The organism is Rhizobium sp. LjRoot254 (assembly GCF_964254105.1).
Classification (GTDB): domain Bacteria; phylum Pseudomonadota; class Alphaproteobacteria; order Rhizobiales; family Rhizobiaceae; genus Rhizobium_E.
In genome coordinates, this window is sequence record NZ_CAXUSM020000001.1 from 3,064,442 (window position 1) to 3,077,741 (window position 13,300).

Annotated in this window: 12 protein-coding genes; 7 read left to right on the forward strand and 5 right to left on the reverse strand. The window is 60.4% G+C overall.

Going from position 1 to position 13,300, the window contains the following annotated elements:
- Positions 1 to 19 precede the first annotated feature (19 nt).
- The 4 genes from ACSQ26_RS15140 to ACSQ26_RS15155 form a co-directional block, all read right to left on the reverse strand.
- Positions 20 to 2,239 (reverse strand): molybdopterin cofactor-binding domain-containing protein, encoded by a 2,220-nt coding sequence (locus tag ACSQ26_RS15140; RefSeq protein WP_436010154.1) that lies wholly within the window; start codon positions 2,237 to 2,239, stop codon positions 20 to 22.
- 3 nt (positions 2,240 to 2,242) lie between these two features.
- On the reverse strand, positions 2,243 to 2,701 hold the full coding sequence (locus tag ACSQ26_RS15145; RefSeq protein ID WP_436010156.1) for a (2Fe-2S)-binding protein: 459 nt from the start codon (positions 2,699 to 2,701) through the stop codon (positions 2,243 to 2,245).
- A gap of 235 nt (positions 2,702 to 2,936) precedes the next feature.
- Positions 2,937 to 3,893 carry an AraC family transcriptional regulator N-terminal domain-containing protein gene (locus tag ACSQ26_RS15150; RefSeq protein WP_436010158.1) on the reverse strand — a complete coding sequence of 319 codons (957 nt, stop codon included), beginning with the start codon at positions 3,891 to 3,893 and terminating at the stop codon, positions 2,937 to 2,939.
- A gap of 231 nt (positions 3,894 to 4,124) precedes the next feature.
- Entirely contained in the window at positions 4,125 to 4,835 is a 711-nt protein-coding gene (locus tag ACSQ26_RS15155; protein ID WP_436010159.1) for a GntR family transcriptional regulator, read from the reverse strand.
- A gap of 253 nt (positions 4,836 to 5,088) precedes the next feature.
- Between ACSQ26_RS15155 and ACSQ26_RS15160 the strand changes: the two genes are divergently transcribed.
- The 6 genes from ACSQ26_RS15160 (at position 5,089) to ACSQ26_RS15185 (ending at position 11,008) form a co-directional block, all read left to right on the forward strand.
- Positions 5,089 to 6,177 (forward strand): ABC transporter ATP-binding protein, encoded by a 1,089-nt coding sequence (locus ACSQ26_RS15160; RefSeq protein ID WP_436010160.1) that lies wholly within the window; start codon positions 5,089 to 5,091, stop codon positions 6,175 to 6,177.
- A gap of 44 nt (positions 6,178 to 6,221) precedes the next feature.
- A complete protein-coding gene (locus ACSQ26_RS15165) occupies positions 6,222 to 7,523 on the forward strand; it encodes an ABC transporter substrate-binding protein (RefSeq protein WP_436010162.1) in 1,302 nt (433 codons plus the stop codon).
- Positions 7,524 to 7,683: 160 nt separating this feature from the next.
- Positions 7,684 to 8,598, forward strand: a complete 915-nt coding sequence (locus ACSQ26_RS15170; protein ID WP_436010164.1) for an ABC transporter permease — start codon at positions 7,684 to 7,686, stop codon at positions 8,596 to 8,598.
- A gap of 3 nt (positions 8,599 to 8,601) precedes the next feature.
- Positions 8,602 to 9,420, forward strand: a complete 819-nt coding sequence (locus tag ACSQ26_RS15175; protein ID WP_436010166.1) for an ABC transporter permease — start codon at positions 8,602 to 8,604, stop codon at positions 9,418 to 9,420.
- 8 nt (positions 9,421 to 9,428) lie between these two features.
- Entirely contained in the window at positions 9,429 to 10,178 is a 750-nt protein-coding gene (locus ACSQ26_RS15180; RefSeq protein ID WP_436010168.1) for an aspartate/glutamate racemase family protein, read from the forward strand.
- The gene (locus tag ACSQ26_RS15185) at positions 10,175 to 11,008 is read left to right on the forward strand and encodes a GNAT family N-acetyltransferase (protein WP_436010170.1); all 834 of its coding nucleotides are present in this window, start codon (positions 10,175 to 10,177) and stop codon (positions 11,006 to 11,008) included. Before ACSQ26_RS15180 ends, ACSQ26_RS15185 begins: the two co-directional genes overlap by 4 nt.
- A 173-nt stretch (positions 11,009 to 11,181) precedes the next feature.
- On the opposite strand, the gene ACSQ26_RS15190 is transcribed toward ACSQ26_RS15185, so the two are convergent.
- The gene (locus tag ACSQ26_RS15190; protein WP_436010172.1) at positions 11,182 to 11,829 is read right to left on the reverse strand and encodes a TetR/AcrR family transcriptional regulator; all 648 of its coding nucleotides are present in this window, start codon (positions 11,827 to 11,829) and stop codon (positions 11,182 to 11,184) included.
- A 370-nt stretch (positions 11,830 to 12,199) separates the two neighbouring features.
- Between ACSQ26_RS15190 and ACSQ26_RS15195 the strand changes: the two genes are divergently transcribed.
- Positions 12,200 to 13,300: an ABC transporter ATP-binding protein gene (locus ACSQ26_RS15195; RefSeq protein WP_436010174.1), complete on the forward strand. Its 1,101-nt coding sequence runs from the start codon at positions 12,200 to 12,202 to the stop codon at positions 13,298 to 13,300.

Sequence of the window (13,300 nt, forward strand, 5' to 3'; positions counted from 1 at the left end):
CCGGGCCGGGGATGTGAGATCATGCATTCAGTGTCTTGGTGAAGGGCATGACGCGGATCCGCTTGCCGAGCGCCTTGTAGATGGCATTGGCAACCGCAGGTCCGATTGGCGGAACGCCCGGCTCGCCGATGCCCGAGGGCGGATTGGCGGAGGCAAGGATATGGACCTCCACCACAGGCATCGCATCGATCCGGAGCGGCGTATACATATCGAAGTTGCCCTGATCGACCTTGCCATCCGTCAGGGTGATCTCCTCGCCCATGATGGCGCCCAGGCCGAAGCCTATGCCACCCTCGACCTGCGCGCGCACCTGGTCCGGATTGACCGCCAGGCCGCAATCGACGGCCGCGACGACACGCTCCACCTTGATGCTGCCGCCTTCGCCGGCCGAAACTTCGGCAATCTGCGCAACGACCGACCCAAAGCTCTCCGCAACGGAAACGCCGCGGAAACGCCCCTTCGGCAAGGGCTTCGTCCAGTCGGCCTTTTCCGCTGCGAGCTTGAGGACGACCGCGTGGCGCGATTGCGGATCGAGCATTGACAGACGGTATTCGATCGGATCACGCCCTGCCGCTTCCGCAATTTCGTCGATAAAGGTTTCAGCGGCGAAGGCGGTATGCGTCGAACCCACGGAACGCCACCAGAGAACAGGCACCCCGACGTCTGTTGTCGTCAGTCCGACCGTCTGGTTGGGAATGGCATAGGGCAGGTTGTTGGCCCCTTCGACCGAAGTCGGATCGACGCCATTCTGGACCATGCCTTCGAACATCGTTTTCGCCATGATGGATTGGCCGACAATGTGATCGCTCCAGGCAACGAGCTTTCCGTCACCGTCGATCCCGGCCTTGAGCGTATGCACATAGGAGGGACGATATCGGCCCGCGCGCATGTCGTCTTCGCGGGTCCACTGCACCTTCACCGGCGCCCGGAAGCCGATGGCCTTGGCGACATAGACCGACTCGACCACCACGTCGCCGTCGAACACGGCGCGACGGCCGAAGCTGCCGCCCGTTTTCAGGACATGCAGTTGCACCTTGTCTGGTGTGATGCCTACGATCTGGCTGGCCAGCATCTGGTAGACATCGGGGAACTGATGTCCGCCCCAGATCTCGAGCGTGCCGTCCTCGTTCCTGCGTGCAACGGCATTGAGCGGCTCCATCGCCGAATGCGCCAGATAGGGGAACTCGAAGGTCGCCTCGATGACCTTGGCCGCTGCCGCAAAGCCTGCTTCGGCGTCGCCGTCCTTGCGGGCGACTGCTTTGGGCGCCTTGCCCGCCAGATCCTTGTACATCGCCATCAGCTCGGGCGTGCCGCGTTTTTCGGCCGCTGTTTCGTCCCAGACGACCGTCACGGCTTCGCGACCCTTGATCGCAGCCCACATGTGTTCGGCCACGACCGCAACGCCGCGCGGGGTCTCGACCACGTCGACCACGCCCTTGACGGCACGTGCCGCGGCGGCATCGAAGGACTTGACCTTGGCGCCGAACATCGGCGGGTGGATCATCACGGCCGTGAGCATGCCGGGCAGCTTGACGTCGATCGTGTACTGCTCGGTTCCGTTGGTCTTGCGGGCACTGTCGAACCGCTTCAGCTTGGCATTGCCGATCAGCTTCCAGTCGGCCGGTTGCTTGAGCTTCACATCGGTCGGCACCGGCATCACTGCCGCCTTGGCAACAAACGTACCAAAGCCGCCGCTCTTGCCGGACGGATGTGCCAGCACGCCGTTTTCGACGGTGATCTCCGCCGGCTGGACGCCCCATTCGGATGCTGCGGCGGCCACCAGCATGGCACGCGCTGCGGCGCCCGCCTTTCGGTAGCGTTCCCAGGAGGTGACCATCGAGGTGGACCCGCCGGTTCCCTGGATGGCGCCGCCGAAGGCGACGTTGCCATAGGCCTTCACATTGCCGGCGATACCCCGGACATCGATGGCTAACCAGTCGGCGTCGAGTTCTTCCGCGACAAGCGTCGCAAGGCCGTTATACGAGCCCTGCCCCATTTCGAACTGGGACGAAAGGACCATGACCTTGCCGTCCCCGTTGATCGTCAGATAGGGCGTGAAGGCCGACGCCTTGTTCGCGTCCGCCGCGGTTTCGCTTGCGGCTGCGGGAGACGAAGCCGGGAGGTGGTAGCCGATGGCGACACCGCCGCCGGCCGCGAGCGCGCCAAGCATGAACTGCCGGCGGGACGCCTCGGTCTTCGCCACGGGGAGCACCAGGGATTGCATCAGTTTCGGGATCATCGCTCAGGCCTCCAAACGCTTGGCAGCTTCATGAATCCCGGCACGGATTCGGTGATAGGTGGCGCAACGACAGAGATTGCCTGTCATTGCGGTGTCGATATCGTCGTCGGTGGGCTTGGGATTGTTCGTCAGCAGATCGGTTGCCGATATGATCTGGCCTGACTGACAGTAGCCGCATTGCGGCACATCGAGATCGGCCCAGACCGTCTGCACGGTCTCTGCAACCTTGCCCGAGAGCCCCTCGATGGTCATCACTTTCGCACTGCCTACGTCACCGACAAACGTCTGGCAGGAACGCACTGCAACGCCATCCAGAAGGACCGTGCAGGCGCCGCACTGGGCCATGCCGCAACCGAATTTCGTTCCCGTCAATCCGACGAGATCGCGGATCGCCCAGAGAAGCGGCATATCCGCCTCGGCCTCGACCGTATGTTCGCTGCCGTTGATCGTCAAAGTCACCATGATGTTCTCCTCGCGTTATGACGCGCCATCACGGAACGTCGGCCCCGGCCATGCCGGTCCGCGCTTCCCTGACGATCGTCATCTGCCGGACAAGCTTATAAGACGATGTTGAACCCTGATAGAGTCGATCCTGTCGGATTATTGCCCGATCCTGTCGCACGGATGATTTTCTGTCATTTTGCAGGATTGAGTTTTCGGACGGACGGATACCCGGTCAGCAGACTCGGTGAGTGCGCTAGCCAACGGAGTTGCGGCTGGATGAATCTCCGGAATTGAGAATGGCCCTAACGTCGCGCAGGGGAGGATGACCGAACATGCGGCGATACTCGCGGCTGAACTGCGTCGGGCTCTCATAGCCGACCCTGAGCGCTGCGGTTGCCGCATCGAGCGAGCCGGTCAGCATCAGTTCCCGCGCATGGTGCAGCCGCAGATGCTTCTGGAATTGCAGCGGGCTCATGGCCGTCATGGCGTGGAAATGATGATGCAGTGTGGAAACGCCCATGTTTGCCATCTCCGCCAATGCCTCGATACGAAGCGGCATGGCGTAGTTCTCCTTCAGCCAGGCAACGGCCTTTGCCACGCGGTTGCTGTTCGTTCCGGCAAGCGCAAAGCGACGGAGCCGTGCACCCTGTTCGCCTGTAAGGAGCCGGTAGTAGATTTCGTTCTGGATATGGTTCGCCATGAAGGGAATGTCGCCAGGGGAATTTGCCAGCGAAATCAATCGCCCGAAAGCGTCGTATAGTTCCGGCGTAACCCTACCCACGACGACGCCGCGGTCGCGGTCGGATGTATCCGTCGGATGCAGATCGTGGTTGGCTATCAGACGCCGCAGCGCCTCGAGATCCAGGCGCAACTGGGCAGCCACATAAGGCTCCACCTTGCTCGCTTCGCAGATCTGGCCGGTCATCGGCAGGCCGATGGTCGTGAGGAAGAAGTGCGATGCATCGTAGACGAGCGTTTCGTCCCCGACACGCACGCGCTTGCTCCCGCTGATGATCACCGAGAGACTGGGTTCATACATCGTGAAAAAGGGTCCGGCGGGCTCGACGACGCGATAGAGCGAAAGCCCGGGTATCTCGTGTTTGAAGTTGACACCGTCCCACGGCAATTGCGCCAATACGTCGAGAATCCGCGAACGAATGCCAGCCGTTTGCTCCTTGAGACTCTCTACGCCGGTCAAAATTCTCTCCATCGAACCTGGTTTCCCAACTATCGCCTATATGAGAGGCGTTCACCAGCATTATCACATTAATTTGATCGCCAGAGTATCAGGCAAGAATTCAACAGGAACGAGCTAGCGCGTTGCAGAGACCGAGCGCGATGCAATCGATGCCCTTTGATCCAGGCGCGAACGACTTCGCGCCTGGCGCAAAGTGCCGCTCCGTCCAGAATCGAACGAAAGTTCATTCCCGTCTCGAAAGCATCACAGCGCCAGCGCGTCCTTGAGGGTCAACCCCTCCTGCACTCGAAGATCCAGGTCAGCCTCGATGTGGTCAATATGATGCAGCATCAAGTGGCAGGCGTGGTCGGCGTTGCCGGCCTCAAGCGCGTCGAGGACTGCGCCGTGCTCATTGTGGCCGCAGCTCGATACGCCGGAGCGGCCGTAAAGGGCAATCACCAGGGATGAGCGGGCCACCAGTTCGTCCATGAACTTTTCGAGGATGGCGTTGCCTGCGTGAGCTGCCAGCATCAGATGAAAGTCTCCTGACGCCTTGATCTCTCCCCGACGGGCTGCCGGACCGCGCCTGTTCATGAATTGCGCCTCCTGCTGCAGGTGGAGGCGCAGAGCGGCAATATCGATCGGTGTAAGTCGGGCGGCGGCCGAGCGAACAATGCCAGGCTCAATGAGCCTCCGGCTATCGAAAATCTGACGTGCGTCCTCCGGTGTAGGATTGGACACAAAAGCACCCCGATTGCGTTCGATTTTGACAAGCCCCTCGTAAGCGAGTGTCTGCAGCACAGAGCGAACAACCGTGCGGCTGACATCGAACAAGGATCCAACCTCAGCTTCCGAGAGCTTAGCGCCAGGCGTCAACCGGCGATCAACAATCGCGTCGCGGAGTGCATCGCGGATGGACTGGGCGCGGTCTTCCTGGCCCTGCTCTGCAGAAATGTCTTTTTCGGCGATATTCATCTGGCAATCCCTGATTCAATAAATCTAGCGAATGGATTGCTCCATGGGAATGCCGATAATCCGAAAAATAATTGCATACGATTTGCGCTATTGATCGCCGACAATTGCTCTTCTTTTGCTCATACAGGAACACGCGCCTAGGAGTGTCTTGGTGCTGTCTCCCAGATTCCCCTTTTGATTCAAGTTCTTTGCTGCACCGCCGCGAAACTGGCACGGTGAATGCATGATAGATGCGGGCAAGAGGGAGCGCCGCATGACGAAAGCCGCCGAGATCGACATTGTCTCCGTATCGAAGATCTATGGGCAGACCACTGCCGTCCATTCGATCAGCCTCAAGATCCCCGCCGGCACTTATTGCTGCCTGCTCGGACCCTCTGGCTGTGGCAAGACATCGACGCTCCGGATGATCGCTGGCCACGAGACGATCTCGACCGGCGACGTCCGGCTCGGCAACAAGGTCGTCACCGACCTGCCGCCGGCGAGGCGCGGCACGGCCATGATGTTCCAGTCCTATGCGCTCTTCCCGCATCTCGACCTTGTCGACAATGTCGCCTTCAGCCTGAAGATGAAGGGCGTCGAGAAGGCGGAGCGCCGCGCCAAGGCGATGGATATGCTCAAGCTCATGCAGCTCGAGCCTTATGCGACGCGCCGTCCGGGCCAGCTCTCCGGCGGCCAGCAACAGCGCGTCGCCCTTGCCCGAGCCCTGATCACCGACCCCGAGGCATTGCTGCTCGATGAGCCGCTCTCGGCGCTCGACCCCTTTCTCAAGATCAAGATGCGCGCGGAACTGAAAAAGCTGCAGACCTCGCTCGGCATTTCCTTCGTGCACGTGACGCACAGCCAGGAGGAGGCCATGGCGCTCGCTGACCTGATCGTCATCATGAACGACGGCAAGATCGAACAGGCCGCCGATCCTCGGACGGTTTTCGAGCAGCCGGCCACCGCTTTCGTCGCCCGCTTCATGGGCGATCACAATGTGATCTCCGGCAAAGTGAGCGAAGTGACGCCCGACGGTATCCGATTCGACGTGCTCGGCGGCGCCAATTTCATGGCGACGGGCCGGCAGGCGGAGATCGGCTCGCCGGTCGATATCGCCATCCGCACCGACCACGTGAAGATCGGCGAGCCATCCCAATCCGGCCTCGGCTTCACCGGCATCGTCTCAAACATCGAGTATCGCGGATCGACGGTGAAGCTTCTGGTGACGGGCGCCGGCATCGAGGATTTCACCGTGATCCTCGATGACATCGATTTCTTCGCCCAGCCGATCATCATCGGCCAGGCGCTGCCACTCAATTGGGAGCCAAGCGACGCGATCGTGCTCGGCCGCCTCGATAGCTGAACAACCAAGAATACCACGCCAAAAAACCACAAAGGAGAACAGCAATGACCAAGACACTCGACACCGGCAGTGATGCCAAGAAGGGCATTTCCCGCCGCGCGCTTCTGAAGACCGGCGCCGCAGCCGTTGGTGCCGCAGCCGGCACCGGTATCATCACCGGCTTCCCCACGATCTGGGCGCAGAACCCGATCACGATCCGCCAGTTCGGCACCGGCGTGTCGAACCTCAACGCCATTGCCGAGAAGTGCAAGGCCGACCTCGGCATCACGCTCGAGATGACGGCGACCGATTCCGACGCCGCCGCCCAGCGCGCCGTAACCCAACCGAATTCCTATGATGTCGCGGACATCGAATACTGGATCCTCAAGAAGGTGTTCCCGGCCGGCGTCATCCAGCCGATGGATACCAAGAAACTCACCTATTACGATGCGATCGTTCCGCTGTTCAAGAACGGAAAGCTCAAGCCCGACAGTGTCATCGCCCAGGGCACGGCGCCGCACACCGTCGGCTATGTCGAGAAGCCCGGCGACAAGACCTTCGCCAAGGAAGAGACCCAGTGGTTCACGATGGTCCCGACCATCTATAATGCCGACACGCTCGGCATCCGCCCCGATCTCGTGGGCCGCGAGATCACCACCTGGGCCGACATCATGGACCCGGCCTTCAAGGGCAAGACTTCGATCCTCAACATTCCCTCGATCGGCATCATGGACGCCGCGATGATCTGCGAAGCGATGGGCGTCATCAAATATGCCGACAAGGGCAACATGACGCAGGCGGAAATCGACACGACGATCGACTTCCTGATCAAGGCCAAGCAGGATGGCCAGTTCCGCGCCTTCTGGAAGAGCTTCGACGAGAGCGTCAACCTGATGGCATCGGGCGAAGTGGTCATCCAGTCCATGTGGTCGCCGGCCGTTGCCGCCGTCCGCTCCAAGGGCATCGCCTGCAAATACCAGCCGCTCAAGGAAGGCTACCGCTCATGGGGCGGCGGTCTCGGCCTCGCCTCGCACCTCTCGGGCGCTCAGCTCGATGCGGCCTATGAATATATCAACTGGTACACGTCGGGCTGGGTCGGCGGCTATCTCAACCGCCAGGGCTATTACTCGGCCGCCATGGACACCGCCAAGAAGTTCATGACCGCCGACGAATGGGGTTACTGGATCGAAGGCAAGGCAGCTACAGCCGACATCGTCGCTCCCGACGGTAAGGTCATGGAAAAGGCGGGCGCCGTCCGCGACGGCGGCTCGTTCGAGGAACGCATGGGCCGTGTTGCGTGCTGGAACTCCGTCATGGACGAAGACCGCTACATGGTCCGCCGCTGGAACGAGTTCATCGCGGCTTGACGAGCTACCTCTTCTCCCCTCGGGGAGAAGTGCCGAGCGCATGCGAGGCGATGAGGGGGCTTCGCCACCCCCTCATCCGGCCCTTCGGGCCACCTTCTCCCCGCTGGGGAGAAGAGGGAGCACATCTTGCGCTCCCTGCAACGAGGCAAGGAGACAACCCATGGCAGCCGTCACAGAGACGACATCCGTCGCCACCGTTCGCGAGCGGAAGAAGAAGCCCGGCAGCGGGCTCGCCGAATATGCATCCTATCTGCAGGCGCTGCCGCTGCTGCTGATCCTCGGCGCCTTCCTGCTGCTCCCGGTCGCCCTGATCGCCACTGTCAGCTTCTGGGATTACGACTTCGCCCAGATGTATCCCGACTTCCTGACGACGAACTACACCGACACGCTCGGCTCCTGGGTCACCTGGAAGACCTATCTCAACACCCTGAAATTCGCGGCCATCGTCTGGGCGCTCACGCTTCTCATCGGCTTCTGGGTCGCCTATTTCCTTGCTTTTCACATCCGCACGACGGCCATGCAGATGGTGCTGTTCCTCGTCTGCACCGTGCCCTTCATGACCTCGAACATCATCCGGATGATCTCATGGATTCCGGTGCTCGGCCGCAACGGCCTGGTCAATTCGGCGCTGGTCAATGCCGGTATCGTGCCGCAGCCGATCGAATGGCTGCTCTATTCCGATTTCGCCGTGGTTCTCGCCATGGTCCATCTCTATACGCTGTTCATGGTCACGCCGATCTTCAACACGTTGATGCGGATCGACAAATCGCTGATCGAGGCCGCGCGCGACGCAGGCGCCACCAGCTGGCAGGTCCTGACTAATGTCATCATCCCACTAGCCAAGCCCGGCATGGCGATCGGGACGATCTTTGTCGTCACGCTCGTCATGGCCGACTTCTCGACCGTGCAGGTGATGTCAGGCGGACAGAGCGCCTCGGTGGCGCTGATGATGAAAAACCAGATGTCGCTGCTGCAATATCCAGCCGCCGCGGCGAACGCCGTGGTGCTGCTGATCCTCGTCCTCCTGATGGTGGCGGGCATTCTGCGCATCGTCGATATTCGCAAGGAACTCTAAGCCATGACGTCCGAAAGCCGCGGCAAGGAATTCTGGACCCTCGCCATATTCTTTGTCCTCTTCGTGCTCTTCCTCTATGGGCCGCTGTCGGCGATCCTGATCCTCTCGTTCCAGGGACCAAACGGCGGTCTGACCTTCCCGCTGAACGGCATGTCGACCCACTGGTTCACCAACCTCTTCGAGAAGCAGGCGGTCGGTGATTTCGGCGGCTCGTTCCGGCGTTCGCTGATGCTGGGCATCATGGTGATGATCGTAACCGTTGTCGTTTCACTGCTTGCGGGGCTGGCATTCCGGCGCAAATTCATCGGCGCGTCGGCCTTGTTCTATCTGGCGGTGGCGAGCCTGGTCGTGCCGTCGATCATCGTTTCACTCGGTATCGGCGTGCTGTTCAGCCAGTTGGGCTTCCAGCCGTCCTGGTTCACCTCCGCTTTCGGGGCGCATCTGACCTGGACGCTGCCCTTCGGCGTGCTGATCATGTTTGCCGTCTTCAATCGCTTTTCGCCGGCCTATGAAGAAGCTGCGCGCGACCTCGGCGCCACCTCATGGCAGACCTTCGCCCATGTCGTTTTGCCAATGATATTGCCAAGCCTGATCGGTGTCGGCCTGTTCGGGTTCACGCTCTCCTATGATGAATTCGCCCGCACGCTGATGACCTCGGGCACCTACAACACGCTGCCGCTCGAGATCTACGGCATGACGACGAACGTCACGACGCCTGTTCTCTATGCGCTTGGGACGGTGACTACGGTGTTTTCATTTCTTGTGATCGCGGGAACGCTCGGCCTGATCGTCTATCTCAATCGGGCGCGGGCAAGGGGATGAGTGCCGGCATGACGCGTATACTGGTCGTCAATCCCAACACGACCCGGAGCATGACGGAGACGATCGCGGATGCCGCCAACCGGGTGAAGAATATAGGCACCGAAATCCGGGCGGTGACATCCTCGATGGGCCCAGTATCGATCGAGGGCTATTATGACGAGGTCTTCGCCGTTCCCGGCCTGCTGATCGAACTCGCAAAGGGCGAGCGAGAGGGCGCCGACGCGGCGATCATCGCCTGTTTCGACGATACCGGGCTCGACGCCGCCCGCGCGCTCGCCGAGATCCCGGTGATAGGCATATGCGAAGCCGGCGTTTCGGCTGCTGCCTTTATCGCCCAGCGCTTCACGATCGTGACGACGATGGAAAGGTCGCGCCAGCCGCTCGAACACCTGGTCCATCGCTATGGAATGGCTGCCCGATGCAACGTGCGTGCCGCGGATATCCCTGTCCTGTCGCTCGAAGATCCAACGTCCAACGCCAAGATTCGGCTGCGGGAGGAAATCGCCATGGCCTTGGCGGAGGATCGCGCCGAGGCAATCGTGCTCGGCTGTGCCGGAATGGCCGATCTGGTGGACGCGCTTCGCGCCGAATTCGGCGTTCCCGTCATCGACGGTGTCGCGGCAGCCGTGAAACAGGCTGAGATGCTGGTGGCGCTCGGTCTCACGACCGCCAAGCGCGGGGCCTATGCAAGGCCGGTATCAAAGCCTTACCATGGCATGCTCGAATCCTTCGCACCGGATAGCCTGCTTAGCCGATGAATCCAGAGATCAGACAGCTTTCCCTCGTTGAAGTGGCCGAACTGCTGCTGTGGGCCAAGGCGGAAGGCTGGAATCCAGGTCTTGATGACGCCGAACCTTTCCACGCCGCCGACCCCGCTGGTTTTCTCGGCTGCTTCGTCAACGGAAGAATGGCCGCCGGCATATCCGCAGTCACCTCTGGACCGGATTTCGGTTTCATTGGTCTCTATATCTGCCATCCGGATTTTCGCGGGCAACGGCTGGGCAAGCGTGTGTGGGACGCTGGCATTGCTCATCTCGGCGACCGCACCATAGGACTCGACGGCGTTCCGGCGCAGCAGGATAATTATCGGAGCATGGGCTTTATGCCCGTCTATCGCACCTGGCGTTATTCCGGCCGATTCAAGCCTAACAGCATCAATCCCAACACCGGGCCGATCGATGCCGCGACGCTTTCGCTCGTTGAGGATTTCGACCGCCGATACTATCCCGGCGCCCGTAAGGCCTTTCTCACACGATGGCTTGACGAACGTCGCATCGCCCGGGGCGTGATCCGAGATGGCAAACTCGTCGGCTATGGAGTCCTCCGCAAATGCCATGAGGGCTACAAGATTGGGCCGTTGTTCAGCGAGACGGAAGCCGACGCCAGCCTAATCTTCATAGCGCTTTGTGCGGAATCGAATGGCGAGATCGTCTCCATCGACGTGCCGGAAGGCGTCGGCGGTTTCATTGCCTATCTTGCAGACATCGCCTTCGAGAAGGGCTTCGAGACGGCTCGCATGTATCGCGGGGAATTTCCCAGGATCGATATGCGCGGCGTCTTCGGAGTGACAACGTTGGAGCTCGGCTAGAGCCCTTCAGGGTTGCAATATCCACTTGAGACAACAAAGTGAGTATCGTCAACTTTCATTTCACCTCGATGCTAACTTCAAACGGAAGGGCGGCCGCCCGGTTTCGCGTATGTAGATGTGATGGGATAGACTCCATAAGGTCTTGATGGGATTCGATCTGCTGACCCGGAAAACTACTCGTCTGCAAAGATCAAGCTCAGCAGCTCCCTCAACTGGGGCAGAAGCGCCCCGAGATGACTGTCGAGACTCATGTCGTCGTCCTTGATGAAGGCGATGTAATGCGCGTTCCAATGATTATAGAGGATAGCCGCGAGAGCCGCGGTATCGAAGGCGCCTCCCCTGCGCGTCACGCTCGGCTGATTCCTCAGCACGCTTTCGATTTCCTCCCTCAACACCGCGTCGATTTGCGCGTAACGCTGGACGAATTCCGATTTCGGCTGGCGGATGGCCGCGGAGTCGGCATAGCGCCAAACGGGCTTATTGAAGATCTGCATCGAATATTGCGTGAAGCGCGTGAGCAGATCGGCGAGATCCGCGGACAACCCCTTGCCGCTTCGCAGCGGAATGCGCCTGTTGCTCTCAACGGCCCGAACGTGTCCGTCGAGAATGATGGCGAGCAACAGTTCGTCCCTGGTGCCGAAATAGTTAAACACCGTCGGGGTCGAGACGCCAACCTCCACAGCGATCATCGCCATCGTCGTGTTCTCGATGCCGTTCTGTTCGAACAATCGTTTGGCGGTGGTCAGGATAGCGTTCCAACGCTGGCTCTTCTGCCTGGAACGCAACCCCGGCGCACTCTCTCCGACCGGCTTCTTCGCCATCTCATGCCTTTCTTTTATGCAATAAAATATTTTATTGACACAAATATTTTATTTCGTACAGTGTGCGCACAGACAAACATAAAAACAAGAATGGGAACGATGGAAATCAAGCAGATGATGAGGTTCCGCGCCTGAGAAGAACGGCAGCAGTGGAGCGCTGATGGCTACAAGCCAGCCTGGCGCTTTGCGATCTGCTCATGCATTTCAGGTCTGGTCACAGGCGCCCACCGCGCGACGACGTTCGTTGCAGCGCGCGTAGCCGTGCGCCCGGTGACCCGGCACCTTCGAGATCAAGCCGACGGCCTTCCCGCAGGGAAATCCCGGTGGCGTGCTGATTTCGCGCAGCAATTTGAACCGAGCTGGGAAACAGATGACTGAATTACAATCGCGCGCCACGTCCGACAGTGCCGTCGACATGCTCGGCATCGTCAAGGATTTCGACACATTCCGGGCCGTCGATGGTGTCACCCTGCAAATCCAGCCCAATGAATTCTTCACGCTGCTCGGCCCGTCGGGCTGCGGCAAGACGACTCTCCTCAGGCTGATGGCCGGATTTGAGACCCCCACCACCGGCAACATCCTACTTGGCGCAAAGGACATTTCGCGCCTCCCGCCCAATCAGCGGCCGATCAACACCGTCTTTCAGAGCTATGCGCTTTTTCCGCATATGACGGTTGCCGAGAATATCGGTTTCGGACTGAAGATGCTGGGTAAGTCCAGATCCGAAATCAAGGTGACGGTCGATGAGATGCTGCGCCTCGTCCGGCTGGAAGGGCGAGCAGGCAGCCTTGTGACTAGGCTTTCGGGCGGCCAGCAGCAGCGCGTGGCGCTCGCTCGCGCGCTGGCACCCAAGCCGCAGATCCTGCTGCTGGACGAACCACTCTCGGCGCTCGATCTCAAGCTGCGGCAATCGATGCAGATCGAACTCAAGCGCCTGCAGGCCGAAACCGGCATCACCTTCGTCTTCGTCACCCACGATCAGGAAGAAGCGTTGACGATGTCCGACCGCATCGCGGTCATGAGTGCCGGCAAGGTCCTGCAGGTCGGTTGCTCCCGGGACATATATGAGCATCCGGCCGACAGGTTCGTTGCGGACTTTATCGGCGAAACCAACTTTCTCCAGGGCCACCTCGAGGCCGCTGACGGCACGACGGGAACCGTGCTGCTCAAAAACGGCGTGCGGGTATCGGCCGGGCTTTCGGAAGCGGCACCACGCCAAGGCACTGTCACCATCGCCGTCCGTCCCGAGCATATCGACATCGCCGAACCTGGAGCGGCAGGCTCTATTCCGGCGACAGTCACCACCGTCGTCTACTTCGGCACCGACACCCACATCCATGCCAGCCTTGCAGATGGAACGCCCGTCATCATCCGCCAGCAGAACCGGAGAGACGGCGGTGGCGTGCCGCAAACCAATGCCTCAATCGGCCTTGTCCTGCCGGCAGGTGCCTCACAAGTGTTGAGGGATTGA